13 protein-coding genes and 1 pseudogene are annotated in these 19,323 nt (G+C 67.2%); 7 read left to right on the top strand and 7 right to left on the bottom strand.

Annotated elements, in window-relative coordinates; translation table 11 throughout:
• On the top strand, positions 1–677 hold a 677-nt coding region (locus E1263_RS09730), incomplete at its 5' end, for a LamG domain-containing protein (protein WP_132166874.1).
• Here the strand turns inward: E1263_RS09730 and E1263_RS09725 are convergent.
• Positions 658–1,242, bottom strand: a pseudogene (locus tag E1263_RS09725) (GDSL-type esterase/lipase family protein); the annotation flags it as partial. The gene E1263_RS09730 and the pseudogene E1263_RS09725 overlap by 20 nt on opposite strands.
• Positions 1,243–1,311: 69 nt before the next feature.
• On the bottom strand, positions 1,312–1,923 hold the full coding sequence (locus E1263_RS09720; protein WP_132166872.1) for a CGNR zinc finger domain-containing protein: 612 nt from the start codon (positions 1,921–1,923) through the stop codon (positions 1,312–1,314).
• Positions 1,924–1,970: 47 nt separating this feature from the next.
• Here E1263_RS09720 and E1263_RS09715 point away from each other — a divergent pair, with 47 nt between their 5' ends.
• Together E1263_RS09715 and E1263_RS09710 are read left to right on the top strand one after the other, a co-directional pair.
• Complete coding sequence (locus E1263_RS09715; protein ID WP_132166871.1) at positions 1,971–2,918, top strand: 2-dehydropantoate 2-reductase; 948 nt, start codon at positions 1,971–1,973, stop codon at positions 2,916–2,918.
• Positions 2,919–3,110: 192 nt separating this feature from the next.
• Positions 3,111–4,403, top strand: a complete 1,293-nt coding sequence (locus E1263_RS09710) for a hypothetical protein (RefSeq protein WP_132166870.1) — start codon at positions 3,111–3,113, stop codon at positions 4,401–4,403.
• A 62-nt stretch (positions 4,404–4,465) separates the two neighbouring features.
• Here E1263_RS09710 and E1263_RS09705 read toward each other — a convergent pair whose 3' ends face one another.
• On the bottom strand, positions 4,466–5,794 hold the full coding sequence (locus E1263_RS09705; protein ID WP_132166869.1) for a trypsin-like serine protease: 1,329 nt from the start codon (positions 5,792–5,794) through the stop codon (positions 4,466–4,468).
• Positions 5,791–7,920, bottom strand: a complete 2,130-nt coding sequence (locus tag E1263_RS09700; protein WP_132166868.1) for a fibronectin type III domain-containing protein — start codon at positions 7,918–7,920, stop codon at positions 5,791–5,793. The genes E1263_RS09705 and E1263_RS09700 overlap by 4 nt, the downstream gene beginning before the upstream one ends.
• 211 nt (positions 7,921–8,131) lie before the next feature.
• Here E1263_RS09700 and E1263_RS09695 point away from each other — a divergent pair, with 211 nt between their 5' ends.
• Positions 8,132–9,082, top strand: coding sequence for an intradiol ring-cleavage dioxygenase (locus tag E1263_RS09695; RefSeq protein WP_132166867.1), 951 nt, complete (start codon positions 8,132–8,134; stop codon positions 9,080–9,082).
• A 37-nt stretch (positions 9,083–9,119) separates the two neighbouring features.
• Here E1263_RS09695 and E1263_RS09690 read toward each other — a convergent pair whose 3' ends face one another.
• Genes E1263_RS09690 through E1263_RS09680 form a run of 3 tightly spaced genes read right to left on the bottom strand, consistent with a single transcriptional unit; the run spans position 9,120 to position 15,661 of the window.
• Positions 9,120–10,676 carry an OmpL47-type beta-barrel domain-containing protein gene (locus E1263_RS09690; RefSeq protein ID WP_132166866.1) on the bottom strand — a complete coding sequence of 519 codons (1,557 nt, stop codon included), beginning with the start codon at positions 10,674–10,676 and terminating at the stop codon, positions 9,120–9,122.
• Positions 10,676–14,638, bottom strand: coding sequence for a ThuA domain-containing protein (locus E1263_RS09685; protein ID WP_132166865.1), 3,963 nt, complete (start codon positions 14,636–14,638; stop codon positions 10,676–10,678). Before E1263_RS09685 ends, E1263_RS09690 begins: the two co-directional genes overlap by 1 nt.
• Before the next feature lie 9 nt (positions 14,639–14,647).
• A complete protein-coding gene (locus E1263_RS09680; protein WP_132166864.1) occupies positions 14,648–15,661 on the bottom strand; it encodes a multicopper oxidase domain-containing protein in 1,014 nt (337 codons plus the stop codon).
• 201 nt (positions 15,662–15,862) lie between these two features.
• Here E1263_RS09680 and E1263_RS09675 point away from each other — a divergent pair, with 201 nt between their 5' ends.
• The 3 genes from E1263_RS09675 to xynC all read left to right on the top strand — a co-directional run bounded on the left by E1263_RS09675 (position 15,863) and on the right by xynC (position 19,220).
• On the top strand, positions 15,863–17,158 hold the full coding sequence (locus tag E1263_RS09675; protein WP_132166863.1) for an APC family permease: 1,296 nt from the start codon (positions 15,863–15,865) through the stop codon (positions 17,156–17,158).
• Entirely contained in the window at positions 17,155–17,583 is a 429-nt protein-coding gene (locus tag E1263_RS09670) for a hypothetical protein (RefSeq protein WP_132166862.1), read from the top strand. Before E1263_RS09675 ends, E1263_RS09670 begins: the two co-directional genes overlap by 4 nt.
• Positions 17,584–17,960: 377 nt before the next feature.
• Positions 17,961–19,220 carry a glucuronoarabinoxylan endo-1,4-beta-xylanase XynC gene (gene xynC / locus E1263_RS09665; RefSeq protein ID WP_132166861.1) on the top strand — a complete coding sequence of 420 codons (1,260 nt, stop codon included), beginning with the start codon at positions 17,961–17,963 and terminating at the stop codon, positions 19,218–19,220.
• Positions 19,221–19,323 lie beyond the last annotated feature (103 nt).

Here is a 19,323-nt window from a genome sequence, read left to right as displayed (position 1 = left end):
ACGCCGGGTTGTGCGCCGGCCCGACGACGCCCGACAGCGGGCCGGCGCACAACCCGGCGTACGTGCGCGGTGGGGCAACGGTTGCCGAGGGCAAGTTCGGCGCCGGACTCGCGCTGGACGGCGTGGACGATCACGTCGAGGTACCGTTCGATCGGTCGATCGACCTCGGTGCGCACGACTTCACGATGATGACGTGGATCAAGTACGGCGCAACCACCGGATCACACGCGCTCCTGTGGGCCTACCGCACCGGATCGGGGACAACACCACAGGTCTGGCTCCGCGCCGAACCCGAGAGCAACCGGATCCGGGCACTGCTGGTGGTCGACCGTTTCAACATCACGGTCCAGTCGACGTCTGCATACAACGACAACCAGTGGCACCACGTCGTCCTCCAACGCACCAATGGCAAACTCCGGTTGCTAGTCGACGGATCCGAGGCCGGCTCGGCGACCGCACCCGCTGGCTCCGTCACCGCCGGCAAGGAGTTCGGCGTCCAGGGCATCCACATCGGCCAACGCGTCGACGGCGCCAACCGCTTTCGCGGCACCCTCGACGAGGTCCGTATCTACCGCCGCGCCCTCTCCCCCACCGAACTCACCCGAATCCGCGAACGCAACTCCGCTATCCGACCCGCCCTCGGCCTCTCCCTCCCCTTCAACTCAGTACTGCGGTGATCCAGGCGTCGGCGAGGATTCGCTGACCGGCGTATGTCGGGTGGATGCCGTCCCAGACCCAGTGCTCCGCGGGAGCCCGAGTCGCGGCGGCGTCCAGCGCGGCTTGGTAGGGAACGAAAGTCGCCCCGAAATCATCGGCCAACTCGCGCACGATCTCGGCGCGCGCACGCACCGCGGCAGCCCAGGCCTCGCGCAGAGCCTCCACCGGGCTGGTCGGCAGGTAGAAAGGCTCGCCCAGCACCAGGCGCACCGACGGCAGCACCGAGACCGTTCGCTCCAGCAACGACCGGTACGCCGCTGCGAACGCCGTACCAGGATCTTCGGATGAGCCGTCGAGCGCCGCGTTGGCATCGTTCACGCCGACCAGGATGCTCAGCACCTCAGGTCGATGATCCAGCATGTCCTCCTGCCAGCGCGCAGCCAGATCCAGCACCTTGTCGCCGCTCACCCCGCGGTTGACGAAACGCCAGCCACAGCTCGGATGTAGCGCGGCGGCCTCGGCCGCGATCAGGAACGGATACGAGTGCCCAAGCACGTGATTCGGGTCGCTGGTGGGGCCGCCGCCCGCCGTGCGTGATCGAGTCGCCCTGAAACATGACGAGGGAGCCCACCGGCAAGAAAGTGTCGGGGATCTTCAACGCTGGCCAACCTGCTCGGAAGACGCGCGCCTGCTGCTCGTCCCAGGCGGGACGGCTTCGGGGCTTGTCGCCGGGGCACGGTAGCGGGCCATTTTGGTGCGGGCGCCGCAGGTCTCCATCGAGCACCAGCGGCGGTTGCCCGCGCGGCTTTCATCGACGAAGAGCAGCCAGCAGTCTTCCCGGCCACACTCTCGGATCCTGTCCGCCAGCGGGCCGCTGACCAGCGTCGCGCCATCTCGCGCCAGGACGCTGAGCAGGCCCGGTACGTCGGTCTGCGGCGGCTGCAGGGTGATCCTTCCTGCGGTCCATTCGAGCCGGCCGGCCGGCGCCGGTTGCGTGGCCCAATGGTTCAGCACGTCCAACTCGCAGCCGGGCGCGGTGAAAGCGTCGTACAGAGCCTCGCGTAGTTGCTGCGCCTCAGTGAGGTTTTCGGCGGAGACGTCCAGCAGGTGCGCGACCATCCCGGCTTCATGGAACCAGCGCGCAAGATCCGCCGGTTCGCGGAGTCGCTCGAACCTCGCGCCGCCACGTTTACCCAGCGTGGCCGTGAAGTTCACCGACAGCCTGCCGCCGTGCCAAGGAAATGCCAGTGCGGCCGCGTCCATCATGCAGTCACCCTATCGCGTTACCAGTTAAACAGGTAACCTCCTGCGGCATGGGACTCAAGATCGCAGTCATCGGCGCCGGTGGCGTCGGCGGATACTTCGGCGGCCGGCTGGCCGCGGCGGGGCACGACGTCACCTTCGTCGCCCGCGGCGAACACCTCACGGCACTCAGGCGGGACGGCTTGGCAGTGGCGAGCGTGACCGGAGATTTCACGGTCGCTCCGGCGCGGGCGACCGACGACCCGGCCGAGATCGGCGAGGTCGACTTCGTGCTACTGGCAGTCAAGACGTGGCAACTCGAGTCGGCGATCACGGCGCTCAAGCCGCTGATCGGTAACCAGACTGCGGTTGTCACCACGCAGAACGGTGTCGACGCGCCACAGCAGGTGGCCGACGTCGTCGGCCGCGACGCCGTCCTGCCCGGCGCTGTCGAGGTCATCGCATTCCTCGACGGACCCGGCCGCATTCGCCAGATCGGTGGCGGCAAGCTCACGTTCGCCGAGTGGGACAGCGTGCCCACCGATCGCGTGGCCCGGCTGCGAGACGCCGTACAGGAGTCAGGGCTGACCGCCGTCGTGGCTACGGATGTGTGGGCAGCGCTCTGGTCGAAGTTTCTCGCACTGGCGTCGGTCGGCGCCCTCGGCACCGTGACCGACGCGCCGTACGGCGTCTTGCGCGCCCGGCCGAACACGCGACAACTACTGGTCGAGGCGATGACCGAAGTCCACCAGGTGGCGCGTGCGAACGACATCGACCTCCCCGATGACATCGTGCCGACAACGATCGCCTTCCTCGACCAGCTTCCCGCGGAAGGAACCACCTCCCTGCAACGCGACATCCGGGCCGGTCGGCCGTCAGAACTCGATGCCTGGACGGGCGCCGTCGTACGCCTCGGTTTGAAGACCAGTACGCCGACGCCGATCAACGCAATGTTGTACGAGCTGGCAAGTGCGCGAGCTCAGGTCATCGGAGTGGAGGGACTACCCGGAGTTCGCTAAGGGCGGCGTCGTGTGCGCCGGCCTGCGAACAGCTGGCACCTAACGCAAACGATCGTTGCAGAAATGGCGTGCGACCGAACACTTCCGGCCGCTGCCGGAGCCTGCGTACCCTGCGGGCCACGGCTGCCCAGATCCCGTTGACTACTTCGCGGCGCGGGACGTCCAAGGTGGCCGGTGGGGAGGAGTACTCCTATGTCTTTGACCGATAGCTATCTTGCGGCTGCGGCCGGCCAGGGGCCCAAGCCGAGTGAATTACGGGCGGCGGCTGAGCCTCGCCTGGACGCCACCGGGTACGGCGGGCGTTGCTTGACCCGGCCGGTATTTCTGGAGGCTGCCGAACATCGTCGGCTGGCGGCGGATCTGGGGTTGCTGCACCAGGCGCTGACCAGCATCCCGGACCGCCTCTTCGGTGGTGACATCGCCCGGTTCGCCCGGGCCGCTGGTCTGGCCGAGGCCCAGGCGGTCGCGGTTGGTCGGGGACGCGGGCCTGCGCCGAGCCGCTTCGGGCGGGCTGACCTGTACCGCGACGAGCACGGCTTCTGGCTGCTTGAGCTGAACCTGGGCAGTACCGCCGGCGGGGTCGACAACGCCGTACTGAACGAGGCGATGCTGGAGCAGCCGTTCATCGCCGACTTCGTCCAGCGCAATGAGCTGACCTACGCCGAGACGATGGCGCAGGTGGTGCAGACCATCCTGACCGAGGCCAAGATCCCGACCGGGGTCCGGCCGGTGATGGCGATCGCCGACTTCCCGGACAGTTATCCCAGTCTGGCCGCTCAGCTGCACCGGAGTGCGGCGGCGTTGGCTCCGCTCGGGATCGATGCGCTGGCCTGCCCGGTCGACGAACTCGAGTACCGCGACGACCGGATCTGGCACGGGGACCGGGCGATCGACATCGTGTTCCGGCTGTTCATGATCGAGGACCTGCTGAAGCCGGGCGCGGTGGAACTGCTGGAGCCCGTACTGCAGGCCAGTGAGCGCGGGCACGTGGCGATCTTCACCCCACTGGACGCGGAGCTGTACGGGAGCAAGAGCGCGCTGGCAATCCTGTCCGACGAAACCAACCGGTCCTGCTTCCGCCCAGAAGAGCAGGAGGCGATCGACCGCCTGGTGCCGTGGACCCGGATGGTCCGCGCCGATCTCGTCGGCTACGCCAAGGACAACCAGAGCGACCTCGTCCTCAAGCCGGCCGCCCTCCACGGCGGCGAAGGCGTCCTCCTCGGCTGGCAGACCGACCCTGAAACCTGGTCCACCCGCCTCACCGAAGCGGTTGACCAGCCATGGGTCCTGCAACGCCGAATCCAGCCGCTGCCGGAAACCTTCCCAACCGACGACGGCTCCGAGAACTGGCTCCTCACCTGGGGTGCCTTCCTCGTCCACGACGGCCTCGGCGGCTACTACGTCCGAGGCACCGAGAACCCCGAGGGCGGCGTCATCAACCTCACCATGGGCGCCACCGGCACCTGCTGCTTCTACCAGGAGTAACGCACGCCGGACTGCCCCGGGATCCATTCCCGGGGCAGTCTCGTATCTGGGCGAACCGCAGGTCAGCTTTGCAGGCGCTGGCCGGCGGGCGCTTGTTGCAAGGTCGCGCCCAGAGTCACGTCGTCGTACAACGTGTGCACCGGGTCGGAGGGGTGGTTGTCGTCACGGTTGACCAACGTGAGCGTGTAGCTGTGCCCAGTGATGACCGATGCCGTGACCTGCTTCCAGCCCTGGCCGTTCGTGCAGGTCTTGGCCAGTGGAGTGGTCGTCGTACCGGCCGTGTTGTCCTTCAGCGTCACCCTTGCCCAGGCGTAGCTCACGGTGTCGGGGCAGGTCATGCTGTACCAGAGCGACAGCCGACTGCTGCCCTCCGGTACGGCGAACGTTTGGCTGTACGTCGATTCGCCGTTGGTGGCCGTGGTCGACCCGAGGCGAGCGGCGTACGTACCAGTGCGGGCACCCGTGTTCACGACCGAGGCCGCATTGCCGGTACCGCCGGCGGACCAGCCGGCCGCCGTACCGGCCTCGAAGCCTCCGTTCGTGACGCCGCCGGTCGGCGGCGGCGGTTCGGTTCCGACCTGTTCGCTGATCAGTGCTTCGTAGTTGGTGAGCTTGCTGGTCACCTGCGGCCCGCCACAGTTCGAGTCGCCGGACTCGATCAGACTGACCTGACGCCAACCGTTGGCGGTGTTCAGGACCACCGGTGCGCCGCTGTCACCGCCGCAAGTGCCAAGGGCGTCGTTCTTGATCGGGCCGTTGCACAACTGCTTGTCCGGTGTGAAGCTCCAGCCGATGTCCTTGCATCCCCCGGTCGCGACTGGGTCGATGATCGGCAGGGTGGCCTTCTTCATCACCGGGTCGTGGTCGGCCTCGCCGGTTCCCGGACCGATCCGTCCCCAGGTGCCGCCAAGCACGGTCTGGTTACCGATCTTGTTCACCTCGGCGGCCTCCGCGGCGGTCGCCACCTTGAGGTAGTCCCCCGGCGCGCCGAGGTTCTGATCCAAGGTGAGGACAGCGATGTCGTCACCGGCGAGGCTGCCCCACTGGTAGCTGGGGTGTTTCCAGTACGAGGTGATCTTGGCGACCTTGCCGTCGGTGGTCCGCAGATCGGTCCGGCCCCAGATCACCGTCTTTTCCTTGAAGTCTCCGATACTGGGATCCATGCAGTGCGCTGCGGTCAGGACCTTGTTGGGTGCCAGCAGCGCTCCGCCACACGACACTTTCCAGGGGCTGGCACTGCCGGGCCGGGTGATCACCACACTCCATGGGTACGTCGGATGTGTGGTGTGCTCGCCGCCTTTCACGGCTTGGGCCGGTGTAGCCGTCGGCACCAGGGCAGCGGCGACCAGCGCCAAGAACAGCAACGCGCGAGCGAGCATGCTTTTCGTCATACTGTGATCGCCCAACCGGTCAGCGTGCCGATGTCGCCATAGCCGTTGTCACCGATGCGCAGCGTCCACGTGCCCGCGGCTTGCTCAGTACTGGCCGGGGTGAAGGTGAAGGTCTTCCCGCTCTCGAACGGGTGGCACGCGGAGCCGCCGTAGTTCTGCAGCCAGTACGACCGGCCGCTCGGCGAGATGACCCGGATGTTGAGGTCCTCGGTACAGGTGTGCGTAGCGTCGATCCGCACCGTGACAGGGCGAGCGGCCAAGCCTGTTGCGGTGGACCGGATCGGGCTGATCGCGGTCTCGAAGTCGCGGATCGGATAATCCGTGCCGTTGCTGAAGGTACGGCCGCCGCCGTTGTCGGCCTGGGTCCGTGCCGTCACGGCCGGACTCGGCTTGGACTTGTTGCCGGCGGCATCACGAGCTTGCACGGTGAACGAGTACTCGGTGTTCGGCGTCAAGCCAGTCACGCTCACCGTCGATGTGGCCGACGTGGCGACCACGGCCGAGCCGCGCAGTACGTCGTACGCCGCGATCCCGACGTTGTCGACCGACGCGTCCCACGCCAGCGCGATGCTGGTCGTCGTCGCGCCGGTGGATCGGGGGTTGCCAGGCGTTGTCGGCGCCTCGTCGTCCCCGCCGCCGTCGCCTTGCGTCCGGACCGTCAACGGCCCGGCCGCCCCCGACTTGTTGCCTGCAGCATCTTTAGCCTGGACGGTGAAGGAGTACTCGGTGTTCGGCTGCAGGCCGGTCACCGTCGCCGAGGCCGCGGTGACGGTGGCTGCGAGGCTGCCGCCGCGATACACCTCGTAGGCGGTGACGCCGACGTTGTCCCGCGAGGCATCCCAGGCCAGCGACACACTTGTGGTGGTGGCGCCGGCGCTTCGCAGGTTCCCGGGCGTGGTCGGCGCCTCGTTGTCCGGCACGTCGCCGATGTTGAACAGCGTCAGGCCCCACTTGGTGAGTGCCTCGTTCACCGGCTGGAAGATCGAGTTCTCCTTGCCCGCGCCACCACAGGTGGGCTCGCCACCAGAGTGCAAGCCGACCGCCTTGTCGCCGCGCAGCCAGGCGCCGCCGGAGTCACCGCCTTGCGAGCAGGTGTCGGTGACGGTCAGGCCGTCGATCACCACGTTGCCGTAGTCGATGCTCTGGTTGACCTTGAGTACCTTGCCGCACTCCCAGTACGGCGACGTCTTGCCCGAGTGGCAGACCGCGTCACCGACGAGCGCCTCGGCCGAGCCGTTCACCTTGACCGCCGGCTGGCCGTACGTGTTGACGTCCGCGGAAAGGTTCCACCCCGCTTCGGTCACCGCGACCACGCCCATGTCGCCTTCGCGAGCGTTGATGCTGCGGCTGCCACCGACGTTGGAGGTACCAAGCTTGTTCTGCTGCCCGGACTCGCCGTACGCGGCCTGGTTCGCGTCGTTCGTGCAGTGACCGGCGGTCAGGAAGTGCTTCCCGCCTTGGGCATCGGTCGCCGCGAAACCGACCGAGCACGGGCTCTCGGACCCTGGATACCAGGCATCGCCCGGGTTCACGTCCCCGGCCTGCTGCACCAGCCGCCCATCCACGTAACGGACCTGGACACCCGACCCCAGTGCCTTAAGGCGTTGGACAAACCGCGTGGTGACCGCGCTCTTCACTGTCGGGTTGATCGAGACCTGCACGATATTGGCTCGGTCGTCGATGCCGAAACTGCGCAGCCCGGGCACGCCGGAGCCCGCGAGCTTGCCGACCGAGCGGTGCAGCCCACCCAGTTCCTCCGCATCGCGGGCGACGAGCTTGGGTTCGGCGCCAGCCGCCCGGGCCTGCCGTGCCGCCGCAGCCGACGTCACCGCAACACCGAGCTTGCCACTCGTGGCGTCGAACCACCGACCGGCAAGGTCATTCCGCAGCGGAGCGGGCAAGGCTGCCAGCACCCGGTGCGCCTCGTCCTGCTTAGCGAGCGTCACCCGCGCCTGGTCGACCGTGATCCCCAGTCCATGCGCCAAGGCGGATACCGCAGGATCAGCACCAGGCGCCGGTGCCGGCTGGCTGGCCTCGGCCGAGCTCGCCGCCTGGGCGGCATTCAGTCCAATCGCAATCATCGCGGCGCCGCAGATCGCGGACACCACCTTTCGGGGGACGCGCATGTCAGGTCTCCTCACAGTTCGGAGCGTTGGGGCGCCTGACAGTAAGCACGCAGTTCACGCCGTGTTAATCACCTGCGCTGCCTTAACAGTTAACTGACCGCGACAGACATCCGTTGCCTGCAGCAATCGTTTTGTCGCTCGGGAGGCGTTCACAGCCGGTTCACAGGAAACTCCCAACTGGCCCCACGGTTCTGGCGCTAACTTCGAAGACATGACGAAAGAGCTGAAGAACAACGAGCTTTCCTATGAAGGTCGCCCACTGCCCCGGCCGCAGGACGAGGTCGTCGATCAAGGACTCTCCTTCGACATCGGGACACTGTTCAGCCGCCGCCGAGCCCTGCGGTTCCTCGGGCTCGGCGCGGCCGGCGGCGTACTGGTTGCCTGCGGCACCAATGCCGGCAGCGCTTCGACCACTTCGCCCACAGCATCCGCCTCGAGCACGACCTCGACCACGACGGGCGAGATCCCCGACGAGACAGCAGGCCCGTACCCGGGCGACGGTTCCAACGGAGCCGACGTCCTGGAGCAGAGCGGCGTGGTCCGCAAGGACATTCGCTCCAGCTTCGGCACCGGCAGCGCCACCGCCGAAGGCGTGCCCATGACCCTGGAACTCGTCATCTCGGATCTGGCCAAGGGCGGCTCACCGTTCACCGGAGTAGCTGTCTACGTGTGGCACTGCAACCGCGACGGCGAGTACTCCATGTACTCGCAGGGAATCACGGACGAGAACTACCTACGCGGTGTCCAGATCGCCGACGCCGACGGCCGTGTGCAATTCACCAGCATCTTCCCCGCCTGCTACGACGGCCGCTGGCCGCACATCCACTTCGAGGTCTACCCGGACCAGGCCAGCATCACCGACTCCACCAAAGCCATCGCCACCTCACAGGTCGCGCTGCCGCAGAACATCTGCGAGACGGTGTACGCCCAGACCGGCTACGAAAAATCCGTGTCCGGTCTCAAGAAGGTCACCCTCAGCGGCGACAACGTCTTCGGCGACGACGGCGGCGCCCTGCAACTCGCAACCGTCACCGGCGACGTCACGGCCGGCTACACCGTCGCCCTCAACGTGGGCGTCAACACCACCACCAAGCCCACCGGTGGCGGCCAGCCCCCGACCGGCGGAGGCCAACCGCCGACGGGTACGCCGCCGGCTCGCTGATCCACTCGTAAACTCCCGGGCGCACTCCTTCGGAGATCTAGTGCAAGGCTTGGCGAACGGAGTGGAGTTGCTTCGAGGTGGCCTTCACGATGGTGAAGGTGCCGGACAGGTCGGCCGAGACGTTGCCGGCGTTGTCGGTGGCGCGGACCTTGATGGTGTGGGTGCCCGCGGTGGTAATCGGCGTGGGCGCGGTGTACGCCGTCCAGGCGCCGCCGTCCAGGGCGTACTCGATCGACCTGACCCCGCCGGCATCGGTGGCGCTGGCGTTGAGGGTCGCTCGGTCGACGTACTCCCAGCGGGCGTTCTGGTTGCCGGTCAGCCATCCCGACACTGCCGGCGGCGTGCTGTCGCCACCGGCCGGTACGACGGTGAACGTCGCGGTACCGACAGCCGACACGTTGCCGGCGTTGTCGGTCGCCCGGTAGCCCACCGTGTGCGCGCCGTTGGTGGCGACCTCGATCGGCACCGTGTACGCCGTCCAAGCGCCACCGTCGAGCTGGTACTCGACGGTCTTCACCCCGGACCCGGAGTCGGTGGCGGTCACCGTCACTGTCGCCTTGCCGACATAGTTGCCGTTGGCATCCTTAGCGCCGGTCACGGCCGCAGTGACGGCCGGTGGTGTGGAGTCCTGCTCGACCACCGTGAAGTGCGCCATTCCCTCCGGCGAGACGTTGCCCGCGTTGTCAGTGGCTCGGTAGTGCAGCATGTGCATGCCTGGGGTATTCACGTCTACAGGCACCGTGTACGGCGTCCAGGTGCCACCGTCGAGTTGGTATTCAATGGTCTTCACACCGGAGCCGGCGTCGGTCGCGGTCACGGTCACCCGCGCGGTGCCGAGGTAGTTGCCGTCGGCATCTTGCTGGCCGGTGACCGCGGCGGTCACCGTCGGCGGAGTGGTGTCGGCCGGGCGCTCGACCACCCGGAATGCCACCGACTTGGTCGGCGACACATTGCCGTCGTTGTCAGTGGCCCGGTACTGCACCGTGTGATCGCCGATCGCGCTGACCACGACGGGCGCGGCGTACGGCTTGAATCCGGTGTCGTCCAGCTCGTACTCCACCGACGCCACCCCGGACTGGGCGTCCGCGGCAGTCACCGTGACGGTGGCCTGGCCGAGGTAGTGGCCGTCGGCGTTCTGCGGCCCGGAGACGGCAGCAGTGACGGTCGGTGGAGTGGTGTCGTCACCGCCGTCGCTGACGATGAACTCGCCGACCATCGTGCCGTGCCCCGGGATGGCGCAGAAGTACCGGTACTTCCCCGGCGTGAGGGTTACCTCAAGCGACTGCCTGCCGTTACTCCCGTCGTCCGGGTACGCGAGGAGGTTCACGTCGGCGTCGTGGTTGTAGCCCGGCGTCGAACGGTCGAACGTCAGCGTGTGCGACATGTCGGTGGTGTTGCCGGTGGCCTCGCTGTTCTCGAACACGATCGTGGTCAGGCCCGCGACCGCCTGGGTCGGCGCCGTGGTGTAGGCGGTGACGCTGTTGCCTGCTGTCCAGGTCAGCACCTGGTCGGCGACAGCCGGTGCCGACGCCAAAGCTGACTGGGGCACCAGCATCACCAGTACGGCGGTGAGCCCGGCGAGTACGCGTCTCATCACAAGCTCCGAATCCGGATATTGCGGAACTCCATCAGGTCGGAGTTTCCGTGGTTCTGCAGCCCGATGTAGCCCTCGACGAACTGCCGCAGATCGGTGGGTGGGTCGCCCGCCCGCGACGACTGCTTTCCCGGGGTGTTGTCGAACTCGTTGATCACCACGCCGTTGCGGATGATCGTGTAGTGCTGCCCGACGACCTTGACCTCGTACTCGTTCCACTGCCCCTTCGGGGTCGGCCGGGCCGCGTCCAGTGGGTTCGGATCGAAGTTGTAGATCGACCCGGTCTTCTGCGGCTCGCCCGACTCACCGTCGTACAGCTGGACTTCCTGACCGCAGAAGATCGCTACCCAGGCCTGCGAGGTGCGGGCCGAACCGACGGTGCCGCAACTGCCGAGCGGTCGCTGGTCGAGCGGTGTGCGTGGATCCGGGAACCGGACGAAGACGCCGCTGTTCGCGCGGACCGCGTCCGGCGCGACGTCGCGGAACTGCAGCTTCACGGAGAAGTCGCCGTACGGCTTCTTCGCGTACCAGAGCATGCCGAGCCCGCCTGTCGGTTTCAGCGACCCATCCGGCTGGATGGCGAACTCACCCGAAGGCGCCTGCGCCCAGTCGTAGAACGATTCGGCGGTGCCGTCGAAGAGCGGCTCGTACCCGGTCACGCCGGGCCGGCCGATCGTCGATGCCCGGGCCACCGCCATCAGGTTGTCCCGCTCGGCGACGGTGATGATCCCGCGCTGCCGCATTTGCTGAGTCGCCAGCTGGACGTGACTGACGAACAGGGCATGGGTTGCCCACGTGCTCTCGTCGTCGATCAGGTCGTCTACCCGACAGCCACCGCCCGCGTTGCGGTTCGGCACCGTGGTCGCGGTGTCCCCGATGGAAACCTGAGCGCCCTGGTCCGGCATCACACAGCCGGCGTCGATCGCTGTTGTTGCGACTGCGGTCGTGCCGTCGGCGTAGGTGACGGTCAACTTCGCCGTACGCAGCCCGGGGCTGGTGTAGGTGTGCCGCGGGTTGGCGTCGGTCGAGGTGGCGCCGTCGCCGAACGTCCAGGCGTACGACACCCCACCGGCCTTGGCGCCGTTGAACGCGTAGGTCAACGGCTTGTTCTGTACGGCGACCCCGGAGGCCTTCGGCAGCGGCGTCGGCGGGCCACCCTTGTAGCTGACCTTCACCAGCTTCTGGTTCGGGTGCAGGGTGAAGAATCCGCCGCCGTAGTCGAGCACGTACAGCGCGCCGTCCGGTCCGAACCGGGCATCCATCCAGCTCTGCACCTGGTTCGCACCGTTGCCCCCAGCAACGATCTGCTGGAACGTCTCGCCGAATGCCGGCGCCTGCGCCGTCGGTACGCCGGCCGGGTCGACCGTCACCGCAATCCGGCGCGTCGGGGTCGAGTTGTCGCCGATGAACCACTTGTCGTCCCAGTACTTCGGCCAGGCCACACCGCTCTTGGTGTTCACCCGGTCGTAGTGGTAGGTCGGCCCGGACATCACGGCCTGCCCGCCACCGCCGCGGAAGTACGGCTGGGTGTAGACCGCGTCCGCATCGTTGTACGTCGGGATCGAGCTGCCCGGGCGCTTCGGGAACACGGGCCCGCCGCCGCCCGGTGAGTACCAGATCATGTTGTTCTTGACCGGCGGCAGCTCGACCAGCCCGGTGTTTCGCGGCGAGGTGTTCAGGGGGTTGTCGCAGTCGTACCAACCGGTCAGCACCGACGCATCCGTGTTACTGCGGTTCCGGTACGGCTGCCCGTTGCCCATGCAGTAGGGCCAGCCGTGGTTGCCGGCCTCGGTGATGATCGTCGCCGTCTCGTACTTCGCCGGCCCGAGCTCCGGGTCCGGCGCACCAGCGTCCGGCCCGACCCAGGCGGCGGTCAGCCAGTCGGTCTCCGGGTCGATGGCGAGCCGAGAGATGTTCCGCACGCCCATCACGTAGATCTCTGGCCGGGTCTTGAGAGTGCCCGGCGCGAACAGGTTTCCGGCTGGGATCGTGTATGTGCCGTCCGACTCCGGGTGGATCCGGATGATCTTGCCGTTCAGGTCGTTGGTGTTTCCTGCGGTACGGCGAGCGTCCTGGAAGGACAGTCCGCCGAACTCCTGGGTCCAGTTGTTGCCGGAGTAGCCGCCCGAGCCGCCGGAGGAGTTGCTGTCGCCGGAACCGACGTACAGGTTGCCCTTGGAGTCGAACGCCATGCCGCCACCGGCGTGGCAGCAGCTGTGTTGCTGGACCTCCCACTGCAGCAGGTCCTTGCGGCTGGCCTGATCGATGGTCTGGTTGGTGGCGTTGTACGTCAGCCGTGAGACCGTCCGCTTGCCGGTGTGCAGGACCCGGTCGACGGTGTCGTGCGGCATCCAGTAGACGTAGAACCAGCCGTTCTCGGCGAACTTCGGGTCCAGCACGATACCGAGCAGGCCCTCTTCGTTCTTGACCAGCTCGTCGCCGGAGCCGCGATTGCCCATCACCGGCAGCGTGGTCAGCAGCTTCGCCTTCTTGGCGACCGGATCCCACTCGTGAATGGTGCCGCAGCCGAGGCCGACGTTCGGGTTCGCCCAGTCGACCACCGGGCCGCTCGGGCAGGCCGCCTTGCCGACGTAGAAGATCTTGCCGTTCGGCGCGATCGTCATTCCGTGCGGTTCACCGATCTGGTCGAGCTGACCGGCCTGGTTGGGCGGCGTCAACCGCTCGACGGTGTAGTTGGCGGCGATCGACGCCTGGCAGTCAGCCCGGACCATTCCGGTGGTCCACTTCAGCGCACCGAGCAGGTGCTTGCGGAACGCGGACTCGCCGTAGCTGCCGTCAGTGCCGCCCATGCCGGTGTAGAAGGACCGGCCGCCGCCGTAGTCGCGGCACCAGGAGATCGGATGGAACGGGCCGTTGGCGCCGGGGCCAGGGCTGTAATGCCGCTCCTCAACCTGGGCGACGGTGTGCACAGTTCCGATCGGGTTGGTCGCCCAGTTGCGCCACTTGTCGGTCCGGGTCAGGTTCAGCGGCAGACCGGCGTTCGCCGGGTGCTGCCGGTCCAGCAGGTTGACCACCGCGCGCTGCGGAGTCGGCTCCGGTGGCGGCTGCGAGTCACCGGTGTAGAAGAGCAGGTCGGCGAGCTGGATCAGCGGTTCGCCGCCGTTCGCGGTGATGTTCAGCCGATAGTGCCCGTACGACGTCGGGTTCGCGATCACGAACACCCGCCGCTGGAGCCGATCGGAGAACACCTCGTTGGTGCGAGTGTCCACGTCGGTCCAGGTACTGCCGTCGTTCGAACCCTGCAAGGTCCAGTTCTTGGGGTCCCGACCGACGAAGTCGTTCGCCGAGGTGAGCGAGTACCTGGTCACCGCAACCGGCTCGGCGAGCTTCATCGCGACCCAACCGGTCGGCGTAAAGGCCAGCCACTTCGTGTTCGGGTTCGCGTCGGTCAGCTTCTCCTTGGTCTCGTTCGGCGGGTTCTCCGCGCTGGCCGTCACCGCCGACACGGGTCGCGGCGGCGGCAGTTGCTCGCCGACCGGGCGCGCGCCGATCAGGCCGCTGAACCACTCGGAGTCCGGCTGAAACTTCGACGCGTCCGCGATGCCGAGGTAGCCGTTGCCGGCCTTGATGTAGTTCTGCAGCGCCGTTTCCTGCTCCCGGCTGAGCGCGATGCCCTTTGCCGACAAGAACACCACCGCCCGGTACGTCGCCAGCTTGGCCGGCGTGAAGACGGACGGATCCGAACTGACGTGCACCGTCATCCCGTTGGCCTGCCCGAGGCCCGCGATCGCGTCGGTCGCCCGCTCCACCGGATCCAGCTGATCGTCGGGCTCGCCGCGGAACACGAGCACGTTCACCACCGCATCGGCAGCGGCCTTCGGGATCACCGGCGCCGCCTGCGCGACGGACGGCGTACTGCCTGGCTGCACCAGTTGGGTGCCGAACGCCAGCGCTGCAATGGTCAGAAGGGCAGCGCTACGCCGCCGACGATTGAGCCTCATCGTTCCCCCTCAGCCGTGATGATTGGAGTGATCGGCCTGCGGCCCGGCCACGTGGTGGTGCTGGAAGCGGTCGATCGCCGCCTGCGCGCCGGGCGGCATACTCCCGTCGGGGTTGCGGACCAGGAACAGGCCGACCATCCCCTGGTCGGCGTGCATCTGCACGTGGCAGTGGTACATCCAGGCGCCCGGCCCGACACCTTCACCCGCAAGCACCTGGAAGCCGAACGAGCTGCCCGGGTCGAGGTTCTTGTTGTCGATCACCGGGCTCGGGTCGTTCGCTCCGGTGAGCATGCCCGTGCGGGTGTCGGCCCAGCGGTGCGCATGCAGGTGGAACGTGTGCGGCAGGTCGCCGTGCCCGATGCAGACGAACTCGACCCGCTCCCCCTGCCGCGCCTCGAACATCGGAGTGTCCGGTGCCTTCTTGTTGTTGATCAGCATCCCGCTGAACACCACCGTGAACTGCCGGTCCGGGATCAGGTCACCACGGCGGCGGACGATCAGACCGCCGTACAGGCCCTTCTGGATCCCGACGGTTCCGTGGTCGTTGCCCAGCGCGTGATCGTGGTAATGCCAGTAGCCGGCGCTGCCGGGCATGAACCGGCCGCCGCCGGCGTCGACCTGCTTGCGGGTGCGCCAGACATACGTGCGGGTCTCGCCAGGCGCGTTGAACGAGGCGTTCAGCGGGCTGCCGTCGGAGTTCACGTCATAGTCGACGCCGTGCGGATGGATCGACAACCGCTGGTCGGTGTTGTTGACCAGCTCGACCTCGAGGGTCTCCCCCTCATAGATCTCCAGCAGCGGCCCGGGAATGGTCGCCGCACCGGGCGCCAGTCCGTAGCCGAACAGCCCGCCAGGCAGCGATTCGGCGTACAGGGTGATCTGGCGGACCGCGGCGGCGCTGCCGGCATTGCTGTCGGGGGCGAGAGCCGCACCGGTCAGCAGCGCTCCGCCGGCAACTGCGGCCGGAGTGACAAGCACCGAGCGGCGGGAAAACCTTGATTTTTGGGCAGGATCGACCGTCATGGGACTCCGTTCGGGGCGGGAACGCATGTCTCCAGGTAGCTAAGCCCGCACCCTATGTAGTCAGCACAAAAATGTTAAGACCTGGTCTCATGTTTTTGTCGTTCGTTGTCAGCAACGGGTGGATGGCACTCTGGGGGCACGATGACGACAACAGCTGATTCACGGTCCCGCGGGCGCAGTCTGCGACGGGATGCACTTGGGTTGAGAGCGTCCACCGCGATCGGGATCTCCTCCTCCGCGCCGGCGTACTCGCTGGCCGTTGCGCTCGGACTACTCACCGCGTACGTCGGTACTGCCGCTCCCCTGGTCTTGGCGCTCTCGGCCGTGCCGGTCGTCCTAGTGGCGCTCTGCTTCCGTGAGCTGAACAGGACCGAGCCAGACTGCGGTACGACGTTCCCTTGGACCGAGAAGGCGTTCGGGCTAGGTGTCGGCCGCATGGTCGGCTGGACCACCGTGATGGCCTGCGTGCTCGTCATGAGCAACCTGGCGCAGGTCGCCTCGGTCTACACCTACGTACTGCTCGGCCTGGACAGCGCGGCCGGCTCCCGGCTGGCACAGGCTGGTCTGGGTGCCGTGTTCATCATTGCGATGGCAGTGCTTGCCTACCGCGGTATCCGGATCGCCGCCTGGACGCAGGCGATCCTGCTGACGGTGGAGGTTGTCGCGCTGCTCTGGTTCGCCATCAACGCCTTCCGGGAGGCCGGCACTCTCAGCCTCCCGACGAATACCGGCGAGGGCAAGTGGGCCACCGGCGTACTGGTCGCCGTGTTCCTCTACTGGGGCTGGGACTCGTCCTTCAGCGTCAACGAGGAGACTCGCAACCCACGTCGTACTCCAGCAATCGCAGCGCTCATCGCCAACGGCTTCCTGATCGTCCTGTACGCCGTGGTTGCCTGGTCGGCGCTTGTGTACGCAGGCGTCGGCGCGCTGGCCGACATCGCGGACGACGACTTCTTCTCGGTCCTGAGCAACGACCTGCTCGGTACTGCGGGCGGCAAGCTCCTGATCGGCGCAGTACTCGTCTCCGCGCTCGCCTCGACCCAGACGACCATCCTGCCGACCGCCCGGACGATGCTGTCCATGGCCCGGCGCGACGCGTTTCCGGGGCAGTTCGCGCGGATCTCCACTCGCTTCCACACCCCCAGCGTCTCCACCCTGGTCTTCGCCGCAACCAGTGTGCTCATCTACGTCACGCTGGTGCTCACCTCGGACGCAGTACTCGCCGACGCCGTTGCAGCCGTCTCAATCCTGGTATCGCTCTACTACCTCGCCACCGCGATCGCCGTACCGGTGTATTTCACCGGCCAACTCAAGGGCCGGGTGCTGCAACGGGTAGTCGTCCCGCTGCTGGCGGCTGCGTCGTTCGCCGCAGTACTGGTCCTGGCTGTCGCCGACGTGGGTACAGGGGCCCTGGTTGTGGTGGGTGTAACCATGGTGGTGGGCGCGCTGATCATGTACTCGATGAAGCCGCCTGCTGAGGGGGAAGGCAGGGTATGACGCAATCTGGACCGATCAGGCGGATGCGCAGTGCCGGAATCACGCTCGGGCTGACCGCGCTGGTCGCCGCTTCACTGACCGGGTGCAGCAACGACAACGACACCGCCGACTACGCGGCGATCTGTGTCGACCCGCAGACCCAGCAGCGGACCGACGACGACCAGTGCAAGGACGAGCGCGAGTACCACGGCTCGGGGGCCGGCTTCTTCTGGTTCTACATGGCCACCCGCGGCGGTTTCCTGGTGCCCCCGGTCGGCGGCCGCTACAACACCGGCGACGGCAGTTACACCGCCTCCAACCTGCGCAACGGATCCGGCGGTACGGCGACCATCCAGCGCGGCGGCCTGGCCACCAAAGGCGGCAACATCGGCACCATCGCGCGCGGCGGCTTCGGCAATGCCAGCAAGGGCGGCTCCGGCGGCTAGCGCCCCAGCAGCCGGCTAAGCCAGCCGCCACCCTGCCGCTCGGCCTTCGGATGCCCCGCGCACCATTGGTCGCTAGGCACCATCGCCTTCACGTCAGCGACATGACGGCCGCACCCGGCCCAGGTCGTCTTGGAACAAGCCTTGCAGTTCACAGGACGGCACACGACAGCTCTCCTCGGTGATCAACGACTCGCTCGTCTTACTGCTGGATGATCTCAGTGACGGTGTCGTGGTTGGAGCGCCGGCCCGATTGTGGCGGCCCAAAGGTCCATCGCCAGGGGCTTGGCGGGGTGGGTTCCAGAGGCCATCATGGTTCCGGTCCGTCGAACCGCTTCGACGCATCGGCCACCGCCCCAGACCGACCTTCTGGAGAAGCCATGGACCCCAAAGACTCGAACCTCCCTCTGTTGCGCCGGCGGTCGTTGCTGGCCGCAGGCGCCGCGCTGCCGGTGCTAGCCGTGACGGCACCCACCGCGGCCGCGCAGACCCGGGTCGTCGTCGAACCGTCGACCGTGCAGCAGAAGATCCAGGGCTTCGGCGGTATGAACCACCCGGGCTGGATCGGTGATCTCACCGCCGAGCAGCGGGAGACGGCCTTCGGCACGGGCGCAGGGCAACTGGGCTTCAGTGTGCTGCGCATCCCCGTCCCCGAGAACCGCGACGACTGGAGCCGCCAGGTCGCCACCGCCCGGCGCGCCACTGAGCTCGGAGCCAAGGTCTTCGCATCGCCATGGAACCCACCGGCGTCGATGACCGAGACCTTCTCCGGAGGCAAGCGGCTCCGCTACAACTCGTACGGCGCTTATGCGCAGCACCTGAACGACTTTGCCAACTTCATGCGCGACAACGGAGCGGCCCTGTACGGGATCTCGGTGCAGAACGAGCCGGACTACGCGCATGACTGGACGGCGTGGACGCCGGCCGAGATGGTCAAGTTCCTGCGCGACAACGCCGGCGCGATCAACACCAAAGTGATTGCACCCGAGTCGTTCCAGTACCGCAAGAACGCCTCCGACCCCATCCTGCAGGATCCCGCGGCGCTGGCAAACGTGGACATCCTCGGCGCTCACCTGTACGGCACCAAGTCCGCCGACCTGCCCTACCCGCTCTTCCGCGAAAAGGGCGCCGGCAAGGAACTGTGGATGACGGAGGTCTACTACCCGAACAGCACTGCCGACTCGGGCGATCTCTGGCCGCAGGCACTCGACGTGGGTGAGCACATGCACCGCGCGTTGGTGGACGGCCGCTTCCAGACGTACGTGTGGTGGTACATCCGCCGCTCGTACGGTCCCCTGCGCGAGGACGGGAAGATCAGCAAACGCGGAGCCAACATGGCCCACTTCTCGAAGTGGGTTCGGCCCGGCTACTCCCGGATCACCGCGACCGCGCAACCCGGATCGAACGTCTTCATCACCGCGTTCAAGAGCGGATCCCGGATCGTGATCGTCGCCGTCAACAAGAACTCGTCGGCGGTCGACCAGCCGTTCACCATCCGGGACACCAGCGCCACCACGGTCTCGACCTGGGTTACCACCGCGAACCGGACGCTGGCCGCCGACTCGACCATCACCATGGCGAACGGCGCCTTCGACACCCAGCTACCGGCGTACAGCATCAAGACCTTCGTCGCGGGCTGATCAGCAGGTCGTGCGTGGCCGCAGGTACTCGATCACCTGCGGCCACACGACGAACCGATCAGCGCAACGGGGGGAATGAGGATGGAGCGGTCTGGGTTGGCGC

It is taken from the genome of Kribbella antibiotica (assembly GCF_004349055.1).
Taxonomy (GTDB): domain Bacteria; phylum Actinomycetota; class Actinomycetes; order Propionibacteriales; family Kribbellaceae; genus Kribbella; species Kribbella antibiotica.
The sequence above is the reverse complement of the archived record's forward strand: the minus strand, read 5'-3'. Positions and strand labels throughout refer to the sequence as shown.

Excerpts from the sequence above, each read along its gene's own strand:
- xynC (WP_132166861.1), top strand. The coding sequence starts at position 17,961 with ATGGACCCCAAAGACTCGAACCTCCCTCTGTTGCGCCGGCGGTCGTTG.
- E1263_RS09670 (WP_132166862.1), top strand. The coding sequence starts at position 17,155 with ATGACGCAATCTGGACCGATCAGGCGGATGCGCAGTGCCGGAATCACG.
- E1263_RS09680 (WP_132166864.1), bottom strand. The coding sequence starts at position 15,661 with ATGACGGTCGATCCTGCCCAAAAATCAAGGTTTTCCCGCCGCTCGGTG.
- E1263_RS09710 (WP_132166870.1), top strand. The coding sequence starts at position 3,111 with ATGTCTTTGACCGATAGCTATCTTGCGGCTGCGGCCGGCCAGGGGCCC.
- E1263_RS09685 (WP_132166865.1), bottom strand. The coding sequence starts at position 14,638 with ATGAGGCTCAATCGTCGGCGGCGTAGCGCTGCCCTTCTGACCATTGCA.
- E1263_RS09705 (WP_132166869.1), bottom strand. The coding sequence starts at position 5,794 with ATGACGAAAAGCATGCTCGCTCGCGCGTTGCTGTTCTTGGCGCTGGTC.
- E1263_RS09720 (WP_132166872.1), bottom strand. The coding sequence starts at position 1,923 with ATGATGGACGCGGCCGCACTGGCATTTCCTTGGCACGGCGGCAGGCTG.
- E1263_RS09715 (WP_132166871.1), top strand. The coding sequence starts at position 1,971 with ATGGGACTCAAGATCGCAGTCATCGGCGCCGGTGGCGTCGGCGGATAC.
- E1263_RS09690 (WP_132166866.1), bottom strand. The coding sequence starts at position 10,676 with ATGAGACGCGTACTCGCCGGGCTCACCGCCGTACTGGTGATGCTGGTG.
- E1263_RS09695 (WP_132166867.1), top strand. The coding sequence starts at position 8,132 with ATGACGAAAGAGCTGAAGAACAACGAGCTTTCCTATGAAGGTCGCCCA.
- E1263_RS09700 (WP_132166868.1), bottom strand. The coding sequence starts at position 7,920 with ATGCGCGTCCCCCGAAAGGTGGTGTCCGCGATCTGCGGCGCCGCGATG.